The sequence below is a fragment of the Candidatus Thermoplasmatota archaeon genome (assembly GCA_034660695.1).
Lineage (GTDB): Archaea > Thermoplasmatota > E2 > UBA202 > DSCA01 > JAYEJS01.
Map to the genome: position 1 here is coordinate 1 of JAYEJS010000149.1, position 19,103 is coordinate 19,103.

19 protein-coding genes are annotated in these 19,103 nt (G+C 39.3%); 11 read left to right on the plus strand and 8 right to left on the minus strand.

The features are described 5' to 3' along the window. Nucleotides 1-56 precede the first annotated feature (56 nt). The gene (locus U9O96_07975; protein ID MEA2055022.1) at nt 57-251 is read right to left on the minus strand and encodes a hypothetical protein; all 195 of its coding nucleotides are present in this window, start codon (nt 249-251) and stop codon (nt 57-59) included. Between the two features lie 395 nt (nt 252-646). Here U9O96_07975 and U9O96_07980 point away from each other — a divergent pair, with 395 nt between their 5' ends. Beyond that, nucleotides 647-796 carry a hypothetical protein gene (locus U9O96_07980; protein ID MEA2055023.1) on the plus strand — a complete coding sequence of 50 codons (150 nt, stop codon included), beginning with the start codon at nt 647-649 and terminating at the stop codon, nt 794-796. Between the two features lie 106 nt (nt 797-902). On the opposite strand, the gene U9O96_07985 is transcribed toward U9O96_07980, so the two are convergent. The 3 genes from U9O96_07985 to U9O96_07995 form a co-directional block, all read right to left on the minus strand. Beyond that, nucleotides 903-1,097: a PIN domain-containing protein gene (locus tag U9O96_07985; protein ID MEA2055024.1), complete on the minus strand. Its 195-nt coding sequence runs from the start codon at nt 1,095-1,097 to the stop codon at nt 903-905. A gap of 138 nt (nt 1,098-1,235) precedes the next feature. Further along, entirely contained in the window at nt 1,236-1,442 is a 207-nt protein-coding gene (locus tag U9O96_07990; protein ID MEA2055025.1) for a hypothetical protein, read from the minus strand. A 139-nt stretch (nt 1,443-1,581) separates the two neighbouring features. Further along, nucleotides 1,582-1,809 carry a hypothetical protein gene (locus U9O96_07995; GenBank protein MEA2055026.1) on the minus strand — a complete coding sequence of 76 codons (228 nt, stop codon included), beginning with the start codon at nt 1,807-1,809 and terminating at the stop codon, nt 1,582-1,584. A gap of 123 nt (nt 1,810-1,932) precedes the next feature. Between U9O96_07995 and U9O96_08000 the strand changes: the two genes are divergently transcribed. The 6 genes from U9O96_08000 (at nt 1,933) to U9O96_08025 (ending at nt 12,027) form a co-directional block, all read left to right on the plus strand. Beyond that, a complete protein-coding gene (locus U9O96_08000; protein ID MEA2055027.1) occupies nt 1,933-2,295 on the plus strand; it encodes a transposase in 363 nt (120 codons plus the stop codon). Nucleotides 2,296-2,482: 187 nt separating this feature from the next. After that, a complete protein-coding gene (smc, locus tag U9O96_08005; protein ID MEA2055028.1) occupies nt 2,483-6,007 on the plus strand; it encodes a chromosome segregation protein SMC in 3,525 nt (1,174 codons plus the stop codon). Beyond that, entirely contained in the window at nt 6,004-6,837 is an 834-nt protein-coding gene (locus U9O96_08010; GenBank protein ID MEA2055029.1) for a segregation/condensation protein A, read from the plus strand. The genes smc and U9O96_08010 overlap by 4 nt, the downstream gene beginning before the upstream one ends. Then, the gene (gene scpB, locus U9O96_08015; GenBank protein ID MEA2055030.1) at nt 6,824-7,363 is read left to right on the plus strand and encodes an SMC-Scp complex subunit ScpB; all 540 of its coding nucleotides are present in this window, start codon (nt 6,824-6,826) and stop codon (nt 7,361-7,363) included. Before U9O96_08010 ends, scpB begins: the two co-directional genes overlap by 14 nt. A 187-nt stretch (nt 7,364-7,550) precedes the next feature. Then, nucleotides 7,551-10,871 (plus strand): DNRLRE domain-containing protein, encoded by a 3,321-nt coding sequence (locus U9O96_08020; protein MEA2055031.1) that lies wholly within the window; start codon nt 7,551-7,553, stop codon nt 10,869-10,871. A 28-nt stretch (nt 10,872-10,899) separates the two neighbouring features. Continuing rightward, nucleotides 10,900-12,027 (plus strand): right-handed parallel beta-helix repeat-containing protein, encoded by a 1,128-nt coding sequence (locus tag U9O96_08025; GenBank protein MEA2055032.1) that lies wholly within the window; start codon nt 10,900-10,902, stop codon nt 12,025-12,027. 492 nt (nt 12,028-12,519) lie between these two features. On the opposite strand, the gene rpl12p is transcribed toward U9O96_08025, so the two are convergent. The 3 genes from rpl12p to U9O96_08040 are packed head-to-tail and all read right to left on the minus strand — an operon-like array spanning nt 12,520 to nt 14,338. Next, nucleotides 12,520-12,837 (minus strand): 50S ribosomal protein P1, encoded by a 318-nt coding sequence (gene rpl12p, locus U9O96_08030; protein MEA2055033.1) that lies wholly within the window; start codon nt 12,835-12,837, stop codon nt 12,520-12,522. A 17-nt stretch (nt 12,838-12,854) separates the two neighbouring features. Continuing rightward, nucleotides 12,855-13,694, minus strand: coding sequence for a 50S ribosomal protein L10 (locus U9O96_08035; GenBank protein ID MEA2055034.1), 840 nt, complete (start codon nt 13,692-13,694; stop codon nt 12,855-12,857). Then, nucleotides 13,694-14,338: a 50S ribosomal protein L1 gene (locus tag U9O96_08040; GenBank protein ID MEA2055035.1), complete on the minus strand. Its 645-nt coding sequence runs from the start codon at nt 14,336-14,338 to the stop codon at nt 13,694-13,696. Before U9O96_08040 ends, U9O96_08035 begins: the two co-directional genes overlap by 1 nt. A gap of 141 nt (nt 14,339-14,479) precedes the next feature. Between U9O96_08040 and U9O96_08045 the strand changes: the two genes are divergently transcribed. The 4 genes from U9O96_08045 (at nt 14,480) to U9O96_08060 (ending at nt 18,484) form a co-directional block, all read left to right on the plus strand. Beyond that, nucleotides 14,480-15,895: a hypothetical protein gene (locus U9O96_08045; GenBank protein MEA2055036.1), complete on the plus strand. Its 1,416-nt coding sequence runs from the start codon at nt 14,480-14,482 to the stop codon at nt 15,893-15,895. Between the two features lies 1 nt (nt 15,896). Continuing rightward, nucleotides 15,897-16,880 (plus strand): transglutaminase family protein, encoded by a 984-nt coding sequence (locus U9O96_08050; GenBank protein ID MEA2055037.1) that lies wholly within the window; start codon nt 15,897-15,899, stop codon nt 16,878-16,880. A 171-nt stretch (nt 16,881-17,051) separates the two neighbouring features. Further along, entirely contained in the window at nt 17,052-17,915 is an 864-nt protein-coding gene (locus U9O96_08055) for a fumarate hydratase (protein ID MEA2055038.1), read from the plus strand. After that, a complete protein-coding gene (locus U9O96_08060) occupies nt 17,900-18,484 on the plus strand; it encodes a FumA C-terminus/TtdB family hydratase beta subunit (protein ID MEA2055039.1) in 585 nt (194 codons plus the stop codon). The genes U9O96_08055 and U9O96_08060 overlap by 16 nt, the downstream gene beginning before the upstream one ends. 46 nt (nt 18,485-18,530) lie before the next feature. On the opposite strand, the gene U9O96_08065 is transcribed toward U9O96_08060, so the two are convergent. After that, on the minus strand, nt 18,531-19,010 hold the full coding sequence (locus U9O96_08065) for a site-specific DNA-methyltransferase (GenBank protein ID MEA2055040.1): 480 nt from the start codon (nt 19,008-19,010) through the stop codon (nt 18,531-18,533). Nucleotides 19,011-19,103 lie beyond the last annotated feature (93 nt).

The window sequence follows — 19,103 nt, forward strand, 5'->3', positions numbered from 1 at the left end:
TTGTAACTTCCTCTAACTTTTCTAAAAATTTGATCGCCTTTCTGTGAATTTCCAAATCAAATTTCATCTAATTCGTCAATATTCACAAACTCGCTTCTATCTCCTTCCTTTAATTTTACTATGGTTTTTTCGACAAAATTGACTTCTTCTTTGGAAAGAATTGCGTCTTCAAATAATAATTTCAGTCTTTCTGTCTCCTCCTTTAATTTTTCTATATCCTTTTTCATTTCGGCTATGTCCTGCGCTTGCATGACATTTGAATCACTGCTCCGATTTATAAACTTTCTTTTTTTCCTGTCCCTCTCGTGCCTTGCTGTAAAAATGACAAAAATAGGAAAAATGTGAAGGGACATAACTGTCGTACTGGCAGCAACCATATACGTATGGGTGAGCGGATTCGGTGATGATGGTGGTGGAACAAATGTAGCACTGACAATGAAACAAACATCTCATGGATGGTATGGATAAGGCAAATACAAAATATGAGGGCACATGGACAACCACACCCACTATAACAACAACGACCGCAAACGCTGGAATTGTTATATTTCAGATACAATCTGTGAATGGAAATCCATGATACAGTGATTTACAATTTAAACTAGGAGGAACTATTGCAGAAGTAGAGAACGGTTCTGGAGGTTCCATGTCAGGTGCAATAAATGCTGGAGACACGATATGTGTCTATGTCAACAGTGATACGTATACAAGTAAAGATGAGACAGACTCTCACAATTATCCATACAGCAAGCGGCTCGGTAATATACAGTGTAGCGATTACATATGCGTAATCTAGGCAAGCGATTCCTGTACAATCGCAAATCCTTCCCTCTCTTTCTTTTTTATTTTTTATCCTATCATTCTGCCAGCATTCCAATTAAGGATTGGTAGAATTTAAATTCTCATGTGAATGGATTGTAAATTTTTACTTCAACGCCATCAAAATCTTTCTCATTCCTCGTTACAAGAATTAGATCATTGCTTAGAGCTGTTGCAGCAATTACGGCATCTGGAAGTTTTATAATGTATTTTCTTCTTATATCTATGCTCAAATTTGCAATTTCATTGGTGAGAGAAATTATATTTGCAAAATCAATGAACTTCCTCGCTTTCTCAAAACCTTCTTTAGTATGCCTACGCCAACCTAAAAATTTCCTCTATTTTATTAATCTCTTTTTCAGGTATTTTATCAGCAAAATAATAGATGAGGATGTTGGTGTCTAATAAATATTTCTTCATCCCCTTATCCATTCTTCTCGTAACTTCTTAATCTCGCTATCAAGATTTTTCATATTTTTGTAAATCCCTTTATACTCAGACAAATCTAGCACCCTCTCTTCCCTCTTCTTTTCTATTAGAGGACTTACTTTACTCCATAACTCTATGGGAAGTATAACACTCGTTTTCTCACCTTTTTCATTATATACATACTCAACTTTCATAATATGCTATTAAACCCTATAATTTATAGTTTTTGTTGACTCTCCACATCGTATACCCTCTTCCTTTTTTTATTTTACATTTTCACGATCATCAAGGGGTCTGTCTCTGTCTCTTTCCTTTTTTGTTTTTTTGCCAAATTTAAAGATCATGTCTGTTGGCAACCCTTTCCTTAAGTTCATCCCCAAGCTTTAAAGCTAATTCATCAGTAAATTTACTTTCTTTTAACAATTCATCTGCAATTTTGAACATCAACCTTTCGCTCAACGCTTTACGAACTATCCTATTTAATTCTTCCTTTCCTAATTCCATGGCTCCTAATTTCAAATCTTCAGGAATTTCGACTTTTAATTCACTCGTTTTGGTCAATAATTATATCAGCAGAGTATTTAAATGATTATGCTTCCATTCATTTCATTTATCATATTTCCTATCTCCTTTTGCTTTCCTCCATCCTGTGCCTTGTTGTAAAAAGTTGGATAAAAAATAAAGGTGTCAGCCCTAAGGCGGCTTTTGCTATGTATAAAAGGAAAAATCATAATCTTTTGGGATGGGCTTCCCCAGCATAGATCAAAGAAAGTCAAGGATTTTTTTAAAAAACATCCTCGGCTTGAAGTGCATAGACTTCCTCCTTATTCTCCAGATATGAACCCTGATGGGTGGGTCTGGAATTATCTCAAGATAAGAGAACTGGGTAATTTCTGTGCAAAAGATACGACCCATCTCATGAATGGGGTTCATAAAGGATTGAGAAGGATGCAAAGACGACCGGAACTTATCTGTTCATTTATGAAGGCAGCTAAATTACCATGGGAGGGATTTGATGATTTGCTTAATCATGCTGATGCTCTGTAATGTCTCGGATTCTGTTTTTCCCTCCTCTTTTGCCATTTTTTTAAGTTCGTTTAACTTATCTTGGGGCAGCCTTATAGTTTTTACTTCCATATTTTTGTATTTTCAGTAATTCTTGTGAGAATGCACCAGAACCCAAATAAACATCAACAATTTTATATACAACGTGTATATTATTTCCCCTAGAGGGATGGGACATATGTACCTTAAGGAAGTGCGGTTAGAAAACTTCAAGTCTTTTGGAAAAAGGGTTAAAATACCTTTTCTACCGGGATTTACCGCCTTAACAGGTCCCAATGGATCGGGAAAATCAAATATCTCTGATGCAATTTTATTTGTTTTGGGCCCTAAAAGCCCGAAAATAATAAGGGCTGGACGTCTCACCGATTTAATATTCAATGGTAAAAAAGATGTTGACCACTGTAAAGTTTCTCTTGTTTTTGAGAACGGGAATGACGACATAGTTCTGACGAGAAAAATAAAACGTGCCCCCCTCAATGATAATCCTGATAATTATTACAGCTATTTTTACATCAATGGTAAAGCCTCATCTCTTTCAGATTTTGTACATCTGCTCTCATCCGCCAATATATCTGCCAACAGTATAGTCCAGCAGGGTGATGTTACTGCCATAGTCGAAATGGGGGATGTGCCGAGAAGAAGAATACTTGACGATATCGCCGGGGTTTCAGAGTTTGATAGGGATATAGAAAAATCTGAGAAAGAGAAAGAAGAGGTAGAAAAAAATATTGAGTATATGGACATAATATTAAAAGAAATAAAAAGCCAGCTAAACAAGTTAAAAAATGAGAGAGACGGGGCAATAGAATACAAAAAACTGGATGAAGAGCTGAAAAAATCAAAAGCGATGCTTTCATATAAAAAAAGAACGGAAGTGGAGAAAGAAATCGGGGAGATAGAAAAGCAGATTAATTCGTATCAGAAAGAAAGGGAAAAACTGGAAAAAGAAAGCAAGATTTTAAGAGCTAATTATAGAAAAAAACAGATTGAACTTCAGAATATCGAAGAAAAAATAGCAGGACTGGGCGGACCTGAAGTAGAGGAAATCAAAGAAAAGGCAAATGCTGCCAGGGAGGAAATGATAAAGGCGAAGGAGAAACTGAATTATTTTACAAAGGAAATCGTTGACGGAAAGGAGGAAAGGAAAGAACTTGAGAGTAATCTCAACAGGTTAAAAAGGGATATAAGCAATTGCAGTAAAAAGATAGGGGATCTGAAGAAAGAACTTGCCAGTAAAACAAAAGATATCAAAATCAAAGAGAATAAACTTGAAGAAATCAGGGAAAGTGTGGCCCATTCGGACAAGAGAGCAATGGACATAACCAGAAAGCTTGCCGAGATAAAGAAGAAATATGAAGTAGAAAGAAAAGGTTTGCATGAGTTAGAATTGAAGAAAGACCGACTGCTGCAGCAAACAGATGCCCTTGAAATAGCAATATCAGAACTAGAGGAAAACAAAAACACGTACGAATTCGAAGTAAAGGACATAAAATGGCAGATAGGCGAGATCGGAAAGACAGAAAAGGAAAAAAGGAAAGAAAAAGAAAAACTGGAAAGAGAACTTTTTGAAGGAAAGAAGGAAGAGGCAGAAATTTCTGAAATGTTGCAGAAACTGGACAGAGATGTCCTTCATTTCCAGAGGGAACTCTCCAGATTAAAAGCAAAGGAGGATGCGAGCAGTTATACGAGAGCGACAAGAGAGATATTGAAGGTAAGAAACGATGGAAAGATAAAGGGAATACACGGAAGCATATCAGAACTTGGAGACGTAAATGAAAAATACAGAATGGCATTGGGGGTGGCGGCGGGGAGGAGGGCAGAAGCAATTGTTGTTGATAATGACAAAGTGGCCGCAGAATGTATCAATTATCTGAAAAAAAATGATTACGGAAGGACTACATTTCTGCCATTAAATAAAATGATAGCCGGAAAGCCCAGGGGAAAAGCACTGATGACGGTCAAAGAGAACGGCTCTCTCGGCTTCGCCATAGACCTGGTAAAATTTGACGAGGAATACAGACCTGCATTTTGGTATGTTTTCGGAGATACCATAGTTATGGAAAATTTGGATTTGGCACGTTCTGTAATGGGGGGCGTCCGTCTTGTTACGTTGGATGGGGGGATAATAGAAGCTTCGGGTGCTATGGTTGGGGGAAGTTCGCCAAGGCACATTTCTTTTGGAGACATGGACAAAAGGAGAGTCGGTGAGCTGGGAAGAAAACTGGCAGAGGTGACACACCAGCAGGAGTTACTTTCAGAAAAGTTGATGGAGGTTAGGGAAAGGACGGCAAACGTGGAGAAAGAGTTGAGAGAATTCAGAAGCGAAAAAGATGACAAAGTCGAGAGGCTTGAGATAAGGAAGAAGGAGTTTGAAGGAAAATTGGGCATCATACTGAACGAGTTGAAAAAGAAGGAAAAGGAATATGAAAAATTGAATGGCGAAATAAAGCAGATTGAAGGAGAAATAGATGCGAAGAAGTCGTTGATTGAGGAGATGGAAAGGGAAAGAGAGCAAACGGAAATCGGTTTGAAAGAAATCAGTAAAAAGGAAATTCTGGATAAAATAGAGGGGCTGAGAAGCGAGATCGAGAATCTGAAAGAAGAGGAGAGGAACATCTCATCTGAAATGAAAACATTGTCAAAAGAAATGGAGATGGTTGTGGAAAGAAGGAAGGAGACAGAAAGTAAAATAGGTGAAATAGAAAATAATGAAGAGGAATATAACTCTGAAATAAAAGAATTAAGAGATGTATATTCGGAAAATAAGGACAAGATGGAAGCCCTTATGGAAGTGGAAAAGAATATGCTCGGAAAGATGAAAGGGCTGACAAAGGAAAGAGATGAGATGTACAAGGAAAGTCTGGAAATTGAAAATAAAATTGATTCTTTTTCCACAAAAATGGAAACTTCCTTGGATTTGATATCGAGGGCAAAATCTCGCCTGCCGACATTGGAACAAACGCTGGCAGAACTGCTGATGGAAACGGAAAACTATGAATTTAATGAAAAAGAGCTTGCCCCAATGGATGAATTGAAAGCAAAAATAAAGGGGGCAGAGAGGAAAATAGAAAAACTCCTGCCAGTAAACATGATGGCACTGGAAGAATATGAAAGGCAGGATGAGAGAAGGAGAAAGTTTGATGAGGATATACGCAGGCTGAAGGAACAGCGTAAGAATTTAATCAGGTTAGTAGAGGAAATAAAAAAGAAAAAGAAAGATTCGTTCTATGTGGTGTATGAAGCGGTGAAGACAAACTTCGAGAGGATATATAAAGAACTTTTGGGGGGAGGCGAAGCATCGCTCATGCTCGAAAATCCGGATAACCCGTTCGAGGGGGGGCTGATAATAAAAGCCAGGCCAAAGGAGAAAAAAATCATGCACCTGAACGCACTTTCCGGGGGCGAAAAAAGTATGGCATCTCTGGCTTTCATTTTTGCAATCCAGTCATATGATCCCTCCCCGTTCTATATACTTGACGAGGTAGATATGTTTCTTGATGGAAAAAATGCAGAAAGAGTTGCAAGTATGGTGAAGGAAAAGTCAAGGGAAACACAATTTGTAACGATATCGCTCAGAAGAGTTACGCTAAATAAAGCAGACCACATTTATGGAGTGACGATGCAGGAAGGCATATCAACACTAATAGGAAATGTTAACATTTCGCAGGTGGAAGAAATTGTTGAAGTAAAATGAAAGAAGAAATAATTAATCATATACTTATGCAAAGGGAAGATGCCACCAAGAAGGAGAGTATAGAGAAATACATAGAGATGGCAGGTGACGGGAACAGTTCCTATATCAAAGACTCATTTGACAGGGCAATAGCAGTCACATTTGAACTTGTAATAGACGAACAACTTGATCCCTGGGACATAGATCTTGTTTCTTTCTCAAAGATGTATCTCAAGAGAGTAAAGAATTCCGGTATAATTGATTTAATGACGGCGGGAAGAATAATTTTAATGGCATGGAAAGTACTGAAACTCCAGTCAGGCCACATTGTGAGCATGCTCCAGGAAAAGGAAGAGAAAGAGAGCGAGTGGGACGAAATACCCGACTGGTATATGGAAGACGAGAGTTACTTTTATACAAGAGCAGTGATAGAGAAGGGAGCCCCCCTCCAGGAAAAAATCAGGAGAAAGGGCGAAAGAAAAGTAACGCTTATAGAATTGGTAAATGCTTTTGAGGAAGTAAGGGACGAGATAGAAATAAAAGAAAAACGAAGAAAGCATAGGAAGGAGGAACAGAAAATATTTTCAGAACGGGCGGAAAAGGAAGTCGAAGGAAATGCACACAAGGAGGACATAGAAGAAGAAATAAGCATAATATTGGGCAAACTCAGTAAATTAAACGGCAGGGCAATTTCCATAGGCGAGATATGTAATAAAAACAGTAAAGAAGAATTAGTTATGACCATTTCATCTTTGCTCTTCCTTGCCAAGGAAAGGAAGATAGTTATATGGCAGAAAGATTTTCCCTACGGAACAATTTATATAAAGAATATCCACCATGAAAAAAAATAGCAATAGAATCGTAGAAGCCGCCCTGTTCTCTGCAGGGCGCCCGATATCAGTTGATGAAATATGTGATGTCATTCATCTAAAAAAGAGGGAAGTTGTAGGGGCAGTCACATCCCTTATGGATGAGTATGAGACCAGAGGAAAGAAAGGGGAAACATCCATTGAAGTTTCAAAAGCAGGAGATAAGTATGCAATGCAACTTCGCTCTGAATATGCTGAATATGGAAAAAAGCTTTCTGGGACTGAAGTCCCGAAAAAACTCCTGAAAACGGTATCACTCATTGCGTATTATCAGCCGGTAGTCCAATCTGAAATAAAAAATATGGTTGGCAGCAAGATATACGAACATGCCAGAGAGCTCGAGGAGTTTGGATTTATAAAATCCAGGAAGCACGGAAGAACGAAAATTCTCGAAACCACTACATATTTTTATGAATATTTTGGTTTTGATACAACCGACAGAGGTAAAATAAGGGAGTATCTGAAAAACAAAATAAAGCTCCCTGCTGCAAGCAGTGGAACATCTTAGAAGTCCAGTAATTTCATCTGCTTGCATCTTTCTTTTTCTTCAGGTGCACCATATTGTTCTATGTAGTTTTGTATTTTTTTTACGAGCAATCTTCCGCGCTATTGATGATTCACATTATTCTCTCAGCACAATTTTGTCGGTAAAAAGCAATATATATTTCCCCCGCCATTATTGTATTGGTGGTAAAATGAAGCGAGGAAAGTTAGTTAAAAGAGTTTTGTGTATTTTAGTAGCAGTATCTTTTTTGCTACCAGCAAATGTAGTAATGGGAAAAGGTGGAAAAAGGCCAGACTTATGGGTAGAAATCAATGGAGATATACCAGCAATTCTCAAGGAAGGAGAGATAATTACCATTACAGCAAGAGTTGATAATGTTGGGTGTAAAGACGCAAAGAATTTCGGTATCAAATTTAGTTGTGATACAACTGATAATACAATCAAAACTAAAAGTGTAGCCTCACTTCCAGTAAATACCTTTATAAACGTTTCAATAAACTGGGTAGCATTGGCTGGCAATCACACATTAATTGTAGAAGTAGATTTTGATGACGTCATCGATGAAGCAGATGAAACAAATAACATAAATGAAATTGACATATATGTGGAGAATGCAGGTAACAACATTGAAAACTCCACACAATCATCTTTTCCAGTTGATCAATCTAATTACGGGGAGAGTACAGAATCATTATTAGGCACCACTGGAATTGGAGTTACAAAATATCCAACAGATGATACTTTCGCAAGAAGCTGGAAGCCTAGTACAGTCTACGGCGGTAGCACTTATTTCACTGTAAATCCAAGAACTCAAGATATTTGCAGGACATATATTAAATTTGATTTATCTTCCATACCTTCTGGAGCAACGGTATCATCGGCAAAATTGAGAATGTATTATTATAGATGGTGGGAAGCAGATCCAGCTGGAAGAACAAATGATTTGCATGAAGTAGCAAACTCATGGAATGAAAATACATTAACCTGGAATAATAAACCAAATTATGATGCCACAGCATTTTCCTCTTACGTTGTACCCTCTTCATTTGGATGGATAGATGTAGATGTCACACAATACGTGCAGGATAAAGTAAATGGAGAGCCAAATTATGGAATTTTAATAAAAGACCGGAATGAGCAGTCGATGGGACTGAATACAAATCCATGTATGTATTCGAAAGAATATGGTAGTTATTGTCCACGACTTGTGATTGGGTATACCACAGGATTATCTTTAGGGGAAGCAGTTGATAATACTGATCTAACTTGGTCAACTGGCGGAAATGCAAATTGGTTTGGCCAAACGCAAACTTATTATTATGGCGGAGATGCTGCACAAAGTGGAGATATAAGTGATAACCAAAATACGTGGATTAAAACAACGGTTGGCGGACAAGGAACTTTGAAATTTTATTGGAAGGTTAGTTCCGAAACAAACTATGATTATCTAAGATTCTACATAGATAGCTCTCAGCAAACTGGAATTAGCGGTAATGTTGACTGGCAACAGAAAACATATAGCATAAGCTCTGGCTCTCACGAATTGATGTGGAAATATACAAAAGATGGGAGCGTTAGTTCTGGTAGCGATTGCGGATGGCTTGATAAGGTAGAATGGATAGCTGAAGGTGAAGTATGGCAACAAATGATAGGAGACGAGACAGGTTTATATGAAAACGGGTTTGGACGTATTTCTAATATTGCTACAAGAGGAATGGATATCTATGATGGTAAACTGTTTATTGGAACGGAGAACCTGAATAAGCTTAGAACCGTTGAGATATTCTCTGATGGTTTTGAAGATGATCTCTGCGAAAACGTTTGGTCAACAGAAACTACTTGGCAGGGAAGAGTTCGTGTCAGCACTTCATATCCTCATTCAGGCTCGTATAGTGTTCTTTTGGATGACAGTGTCTATGGCGCAGGATTTTCTTATGCCCGGTTGATTCTCACAGTGCATCTTAATCATTTTTCTGATGTGGAGCTGGAGTTTTGGTGGAGAGAATTCGGGGATGAGGATCATGCAGGAGACGGGGTTTTTATCAGTGATGATGGCGGGAGCACTTGGTATAAGGCCTTTTCTTTCAATAACGGCCCACAAAGTTATACCCGTACGGTTATTGATATTGATGCGAAAGCAGATGAAGCTGGTATGGAGATTACCAATAATTTCAAAATTAAATTCCAGTTTTACGATAACTGTTATATCCCGTACGACGGGTATGCGATAGATGATGTTAAGGTAACAGGATATGTAGATAGTTTTATTGGAGAGGCGACACCAGAGGAGGCATATATGGAGGATGCTGAGGAGGAGGGACCAATACCATGTTCATTGCAGGGTTCTGGTGGTATATCAGGGATTGACGAACTATTATTTCATTATAGAGCACTTGCAAGTGATGGCTGTGAGGTATGGTACTACGATGCAAATACTGGTGAATTCCATCAGGTAATTGGGGATAATCCTGAGGCTTATAAGGACAGTGGATTTGGTGACACTATGAATTATGCCGCGGCTACGATCAAGGAATTCAAAGGTAAATTGTACGTTGGAACAGCTAACAGTCCCGATAAAGGATGTGAGGTTTGGAGGTATGATGGATCAAGTTGGGAGCAAGTAGTAGGAAATGAACCTTCAGCTACGAAACCGAGTGGATTTGGGAATAAGCACAACCTCGGGGCGTGGAGTATAGAGGAATATGATGGATATCTCTACATCGGCACGATGAACTGGCATACTGGCTGTCAGATTTATAGATCCTATGATGGCACCACATGGAATCAGGTACCCCTTACAGAAGAAGGAGATGGTTTTGGGGATAAATGGAATACATATGCATGGGATATGGAGGTCTATCAAGATGAACTCTATGTTAGTACGTTCAATTTTAAGTATGGCTGTGAACTTTGGAAATATGACGGAAGTAACTGGTATCAGTTAGTTGGAAACGATCCAGAGTATCAAATTTCTGGAGCAAAGAATGCAGGTTTTGGAGAAGTGGAAAATTATGGGATTAGAAACATGAAGGTTTACGGTGGTGAGTTATACGCTGGTACAGCAACAAGCATTTTCCAGACACAAGAAGCATGTGAAATTTGGAAATATGACGGAAGTAATTGGCATCCAGTAATTGGGGATGATACAGGAAATCCAGAGACATGGGATGGATTTGGAAAGACATGGAACAAATACGCTTGGTCTATGAATGTTACTTCTGACAACAAACTTTGGGTTGGAACAGTGAACATTCAACGCACGGGCGGTATTCCTCTTTTTGAAACTGAGGGTTGTGAAATATGGTGTTACGATGGAAGCGGTTGGAGTCAAAAAGTGGGAGATGAGAGTGGCGAAATCGGGAATGGTTTTAATGACAAGAATAATAGTGGCGCTAGATCAATGATAGAATATCCTACTGGTAGTGGAGATCTTTGGGTTGGAACATTTCATGTTAAACCCCTTTTGATTCCTGATAAGGGTTGTGAGGTTTGGAAAAGAACATCAACCTAGTTTATTCTTCTATAGGAGATGAAATAGTATGAATAAAAGCACGATAGCGGTTGGGGCATCAGTTATTCTTCTGCTGTCAGTAGCGGGGGTTAACTTTTCAGAGATAATAGGAGGGACGAGAGGACAAGATGATTCATATGATGATGCGGCTGAATTAAAGGGCAATATTATCACAGTTGATAATGAAGGAGATGGAGATTATTTGTCAATAAAAGAAGCGGTTACCAATGCAAACCCCGGTGATATCATAGAAGTATACAGCGGGGATTACTATGAATGTAACATTACGATAACAAATCCCAATCTTACATTAAAAGGTATTCCATATGAGCTGGGAATTGGCAACGATACTGGAAAACCATTCATTCATGGCCAAGGACTAAATACTGTAATGATTATTAAAGCTGATGATGTCATCCTTACTGGTTTTAGTATGGAAAATAGCGGTACCTCATATGCACATGGTATTATCTCTATATGTAGCTGTAATAACTGTTTGGTTTCAGATAATGGTTTCAGTCATTCAGTTATGAGTTGTATCGGTTGTATAAATTCTAGCAATACCAAGATTATAGGTAATAATATAAGCCATAGCATTATTAGACACGGTATTACACTTCATGACTCTAATAACAACACTGTTGCTAACAACACCATCACTGATATGGGTTCAGAGGGTATTTGCATTTGGAGTTCTGATTATAACACCATAACTGGCAACAAAATCAGCAGATGTAAAGGATATGGTATCGATCTCCCGGGAGGTGATCACAATACTGTTGTGCAGAATTCTTTTGAGGATAATCATGTGGGAGTGTTTCTCGATGGCTATCATAACCTTATAGCGAAAAATAATTTCATAGACAATGAGGAGAATGCTTTCATCCTTTATTTACTCCCGCTTAAATTTCCTTTCTGTAATATATGGCTCAGAAATTACTGGGATGACTGGACTGGCATAGGGCCATATGTTATCCGTGGAAGGATACTTTATGTCATTCCATGGATTGGTATCGATCCATTTCCAGCATTTAGACCATATGATATTGATGGTAATAAAGAAATTAACGGAACGAATGAAACGGGACTTAATACAAATCTACACATTCAAGGAAAAGAAGCTTGTAAACTAAGCATGCAATCAAAAATTCTTTAGAAAGGGTATGTCAACTCTGGAAAACTTCCGATGGAACTACATGGAGCAAAGTAACTCTTCAGGGAGGAGACAGATTCGGAGAACCAGAAAATTATGGAATTAGAAACATGAAAGTTTATAACCTGACTTCCCACATTTTAAGCACATGTTATGATCGATAATTGCTGCCTGATTCTCCTAAATGCCTGTTTTTCTCCTTAGAACTTCTTCATTTTTCATGCTGGCGATAGCAATCCACATGTAATGATATGCGTTTACAATATAAGCACATACGATTCTTACAGAAATTACAAAGAAACAGAAGGGGATTTTGGAGAAGCTAAATTTATGTGCTTAAAAATACGGAAGTTAGGTTATAATGACAAACTATACCTTGGAACAGCTGCAAGTATTCTCCAAACACAACAGGCATTAGAAATCTGGAAATAAAAAACCAGAGCTAACCATTAGCCTGAATTTAGAAAAATAGGAAAAGCGGGAATGGGCACAAAATTATCCGAAAAGAGCACCCAGTCCTTCTGCTACTTCTTCTTCGCTTACCTCTTCCTTCTTTTTTTCTGCCTTCTCTTCCTTCTTTTCTTCTTTCTCTTCAGCCTTTGTCTCCTGAGGTGCTGCTACGGTAGCAGCCGGGGCAACAGCAGCCTTTGATATCACATCTTCTATATTGACGTCCTCCAAGGATGAGGTTAACACCTTTATCTTGGCATCATCTATTTTTATGCCTGCTGCTTCCAAAACCTTCTTCAGATTCTCTTCGCTTATCTCCTTCCCGGCAGAGTGGAGAAGCATCGCTCCATATACATATTCCATTTATGTCACCTTCCTCGTTATTCACCTTCAGTTTTTAATTCTTTTGCAAGAATTGATACTTGCCGGTGAACATTTTTTATAAATTCTTTTATGGTATCGGGGGTGTACATCCCGCATTCCAGGGCCAGAGTGAATGAATTACAGTAAGCCTTATGAAGTAACTGAGGTACAATTTCTTTTGCTGGATATTTCAGCTCCAGAGACAATGCGAATGCATTATGAATTGCCGTATGAAAGTTACTGGATATCTCACCCACATCTATGCCCAACGTTTCCGAAGTGAACATCAAACCGTCTTCGTATATAGCCCTTACGTTCAGTCCCACTTCCAGGGGATAGACATCCATCCTTGTAAGCATCTGAGCTACATGCGGCTGTATAATTTCTCCTTTTTTGACAAGCGTTACTGTTTTTTCAACAACCACACTTCCTTCTCTGATGGCGGCCGGTATGCCTGCCTTTTGAAATTCTCCCACAATCGGGCCCGGCTTGAAAGGCGTTTTCCCTTTTTCCACGACGATATCATCTGGGGCGATTTCACCGCCCTTCGCGGGCACTTTCATCTTTGTTTTTTCCAGTTGTCTGAAAATCTTGAAGGGATTCATATCGGTTGCCAGGACGGCACTCTCCCCTTCAATGTACTCGGAGAGTTTAGATAAGTTATCTTCGTCTGCTAGAGCATGTTGAATAAGGCTATTCTTTGATACCCTCACAATGGCATTTCCTCCGAGGTTTTTTCTCATCTCATGCATCTGAGACGCAGGTATGCCTCTTATTCCGACTATGCCTACAACGGGATAGGAACCAATCAGCTCTTTCAATCCTTCAACTTCCTTGATCTTCCACTCTGCTGGCATCATATCACCCTGACAGGAGTACCCATCGTAGACTTCACATATGCTGACTTTATGTTCATCCTTCCTCTTTCAAATTTACCTTCCACAACTTTCAAAATTGCTTCGATATTTTCCGATATTGCATCGGCATCCATATCTTCCTTGCCAACTATGCAGTGGAAAGTGGTTTTATCCTTCGACCGTATTCTGACGGTATTTCTTAATTTTTCTACTTCAGCCGATATGTCCGCATTTGGTGGAATCGGCCTCGGCATTTTCCCACGCGGACCAAAAAATCTGCCCAGTGTCTTACCAACTGTTGGCATTAGAGGGGCCTCCGCAATAAAGAAGTCATATTCTTCCGCCACACCTTTAGCATTTTTAGCATCTTTTGCTAGTTCCTCCATCTCCTCAGGTTTAAAGACCATATCTGCTGATTCTTTAGCTTTCAAAGCCATTTCACCGGTTGCAAATACACCTATCTTTGCTTTTTCTCCCCTTCCATTTGGCAGGTATATCTCTTCGTCTATACGGTTTTCCGGTTTACTCATATCCACATCCTTCAGATTTACAACTAGGTCGACAGACTGCTTGAATTTTCTTTTAGGATTATACTCATCATCCAGTGCTTTTTTAACCGAATTTACTATTTCCTGAGATGCCATATCAATCGCGATGACATCGGAATGACGATGTGTTATATAAAAGTTGTTTTTGGGGTAGTGAATATGTGCTACTACTTTTATTAAAAAAAATTTTAATTCCTTTAAAGCGTTATTTAGAAAAGTATTATTTATAGAAATTTGATGAGCGATTACTTAAGTGATAAAATGGAGATAGCAATCAGTTCAGTAATTGGCGAATTAGACAAGAGATTGAAATCATACATACCAGAAAGGAGTAGTTTTACGCCCGCAGATGAAGCATTGTATGAACCAGAAAGCATGTATAACACTTCCGTGGAAGAAGCAGAAAAGTACCGCCTTAAAGCCATAAGATATTCCTTTGGGAAACATTACGAGAATAACAAATTTTATCACGAATTTTGTAGAGAGCATGAGGTAAAGCCAGATGACATAAAAAGCATCGATGACCTGACTAAAATTCCTCTTCTGTCACATAAATTTTTTAAGGATTACCCGTCTGGCAAGGAATTTGCGGTATGGCTGGCGAACATAATGACGGGAGAAATACCAAAAATTACGATAGACAAAAAAAATCCGTCATTCGATGATGTTGTCAAAAGTTTTGGCAGGGCGGACGTAACTGTTGCATACAGCAGCGGCACCACCGGAAAATTTACGTTTGTCCCGAGAGACGAGAGAACGTTTGAATCTGGAGAATATTCAGTTGCAAGGTCGGGCATAGAGATGTTATCCCACTGGTGGAAGTATGACTCTCATGCTTATCTGCTGTTTCCTAATCCCCATAAAACCAATCTTTATGTGGGAAAAGTAGCATCTGTCCTTTTTGATGCAATAAAAAATGTAAGGGTGGCAATAGATAGGGAGATAACAACTGATCTGATACGCATATCAATGGGAAGAGCAAAAGGATTGAGAGAAAGATCGATGGCATTACTCATGAAGCTGGCATCAAAAAGAATGAATGAAAAAATGGTTGACGAGATTATAGATTGGATGGAAGAATTGGAAAAAACAGATGAAAAAATCTTTTTCACAGGGGCACCGTTCATTTTGAATATGATAATGGATAAAATGAGAAGGGAGGGAATAAAATTTGATTTCGGGGAGAGAGGGGCAGTGCTGACAGGTGGTGGATGGAAAGTGCATGAAAACAAAAGAATGCCCGTTAAGGATTTCAGGGAAAAAGTGAAGAAGTTCATAGGTATACCTGAAAAACAATGCCTTGATTTGTATGGAATGGTGGAAGGAAACGGTTTCATGGCGCATTGTCCCGAAGGACATTATTTCCACATACCGCATAATTATTACCATCCTCTAGTGCTCGATGAAAACAACGAGCTGGTTGGATACGGCGAGTATGGAAAATTCGCTTTTCTTGATTCTCTGGCACAGAGTTATCCCGGCTTTATTTTCACAGGAGATAGGGTAAAACTTCTGGAAAGATGCCCCGTATGCGATCGCCCCGGTCCAGTACTTGAGCCAGAAGTAAAAAGAATGGCAGGCGAAGAGATAAGAGGATGCGCGGAGGAAATGAGAAAAATGCTTCTGAGCGATTTAAAGGAGGTGAGCAAGTAAAATGTTAAAGAAACTGGTAGAAATAAAGGAGAAGGGATATATAATTCCCTGGAAAATGTTTAGAATTGTCATACGTACAGTTCCTGCACTGCTTAAAGCGATAATAAAACATCCAATAGTGCTTATAAAAGCAAACAGGATTGCAAAAAAGTATTTGAAAAATATGAAAGAGCCTGAACTTCCATATAAAATTCCGGAATACAGGGAGGGAATGCCATACAATAAATCAAATGAAAGGTACTTAAGGCCCACGCATTTCTGTGAATCTAATGCTCCTGAAATAATAGCCCTGGCAAATGAACTCGGAGCATTCAAGAAATCCGACATGGAATATGCTGAAGCCGTGTTTAAATTTGTAAAAAATAACATAAAGTTATCTTTTGGCGGGCTCGACGGGGCGGTTGCCACACTGAAAAGGGGGAGCGGAACATGCCTGCATCAGCTTTCGCTTTTTGCTGCATTGTGCAGAGCCGGAGGATTATCAGCAAGGTATAAGCTGTACAGTCTTGCACTTGTAGAATCAATGTATGATTCCATGGTGGGTGTGTCCCCAGTTGTAAAGGACTGGTATGACGCATTTGGAACTTTTATGCTGCACGGTACTGCAGAAGTTTTGGTTTATGGCAAGTGGATTGTAGCAGACCCGACCTTTACGCCAGAATACGAGATAGAAATGGGCGTACCGCTTGCTAAGCTGGGCGATGACCCCACGGGCATGTGGAATTATCCTGTCGAAGGAACGACGATGATACTGGAAGGGGTACCCTACGGTGCTGGGGTTGTATGGAACTTTCTTGTCAACTGGATAGGAAAAGGGGAAGCGATGAGAATAAATATGAGCCTTGAAATGGCACGAAATAGGGGACGCAAGAAACTTGAAAGAGCGGGTGCAGAAGAATACGACAGTACGGTAAGGTATTCTTACAAGGCACAGATGCCCAAAGTGACACTTGAGAAATCTCCCCAACTGGTATTTGAGATGTAACATCGCAAAAATCCGAAAGTTAAATATATTAAAAAGAACTATACATTCTATGGGAAGGATAGGCTGGTAGTTGTTAGAGTGCATCCCATCCCCTCCTAGATGCTCTTTTTGCCTATCCTCCCGTTTTCTCAATAAATTTAAAAGGTATTTTGGGTTCTTACCGTGGGCAAAATGGATAAAGAAGTATTGTCGGATGATATCGCCAAAATGATTGAGATAGCTGTAACCCAACTTCCATCTGATATTGTGTATGCTTTAAAAAAAGCAAGAGATAATGAGGTCGAGCCGGGTAGAACCCAGCTTTCAGCGATACTTGAAAATATCGAGCTTGCAGGCAAAGAAAAAAAACCGCTCTGTCAAGATACAGGCATACAAACATTTTTTGTAAAAGTTGGGATAAATTTTCCATACATGGATATATTGAAAGACAGTATAGTGGAGGGAGTGAGAAAGGCAACAGAAAAAGTTCCCTTAAGGCCCAATGCCATTAACCTTCTGACCGAAAAAAATTCAGGTAACATTGGAAGGCATGTACCCTTCATCCACTGGGAACTGGTAGAGGGGGATGAATGCGAAATAATAGCCTTTCCGAAAGGAGGTGGTTCTGAAAACATGTCGACATTGAAGATGCTTAAGCCAGGAGAGGGATTAAAAGGGGCTAAAAAATTCATTTTGGACTGGATGGTGAATGCCGCCGGCAATCCATGTCCACCTACCGTTGTGGGTGTGGGAATCGGGGGAGGGGCTGACATTGCCATGGAGCTGGCGAAACGCTCTCTGCTCAGGCCCGTCGGAAAAAGGAATGAAATAAAAGAGATAGCAAAAATGGAGGAGGAACTTATAGATGCTATAAACTCCACAGGTATAGGGCCCATGGGACTCGGAGGAAAGACAACCGTCATCGACGTTCATATAGAGGTAGCTCATCGTCATCCCGCATCTCTGCCTGTCGGAATCGTGGTACAGTGCTGGGCTGATAGAAGGGCTGGAATCACTATAAACTCAAATGGGGAGGTAAAATGGAATATGAAATAGAAACGCCCCTGACAAAGGAAAAAATAAGCAAATTCAATGTCGGTGATATGCTGTATTTGACAGGAACCGTTATAACTGTCAGGGACAAGGCACATGAAAAAGCAATCGAAATGCACAGAAATGGGAAGGAACTGCCTGTCAATTTCTCAGAAGGGGCAATATTTCACTGCGGGCCTATAATGAGAAAGAAGGACAAATGGGAGGTAATAGCTGCAGGTCCCACTACAAGCAGCAGAATGGAATCTTTTGAGCATGAATTCATAAAGAGATTTAGCACAAAAATAATCATAGGAAAAGGAGGTATGGGCATAATGACTGCAGAGGCATGCAAAAAATACGGGGCGGTATACTGCGTTTTCACAGGTGGAGTTGCAGTCTTGGCTGCAAAAGCAGTCAGTCATGTAAAAGACGTTTTCTGGCTGGATGAACTGGGAATGCCCGAAGCATTATGGGTTTTCGCAGTCAAGAGATTTGGCCCATTGACCGTGACGATAGACATACATGGAAACAACTTGACTGAGAAAATAAAGAAAAGAGCTAAAGAGAAGGCAAGAGCTGTTGAGTTTTAAAATAAACTACCAAATTAAGCATCTGTTTAGCTCTTAATGACTAAATTCACTTTACTATATCGGTTAATTGAAATTTACTTTGAGTTGATTTTTTCTTTTCCTTTAATTTAATTAGCAATATTTTTTGTTCTTCGAGATGCTGCTGGTATTCCTTGTTAATTTCAAATCCAATAAAACTTCTGCCATGTTTGCCGCATACTCTCATTGTCGTTCCCATACCCAAGAACGGGTCAACAACTAAATCACCTTCCTTTGTACTAGCTCGAACACATCGCCAGACAAGTTTTTCCGGTAATTGGTTTGGCAATACCATAGCCTTCTTTTTGCCTGGTTTCAATACCACTTCAGGTTGCGCCATAAAACCAGGAACAAGTTTTGGAATGTCTATCCAAACATCGTAAGGTCTGTGATTCTTACCAATTAACCCATCCTTTCTCCTAATACTACTTTGTGGGTTACTCGATCCCACTAAAAAAAATCGAGAAATATTGATATATGCAGAGCTATCCGTTCTACAAGATAACATGCATTACAGGAGGGGATTATTCAAAATAGGTAGGGGAATGAAGCAGCTACACGGTTTTTTCGAAAATTTCGTTCACCACTGGGATGGTTGGTC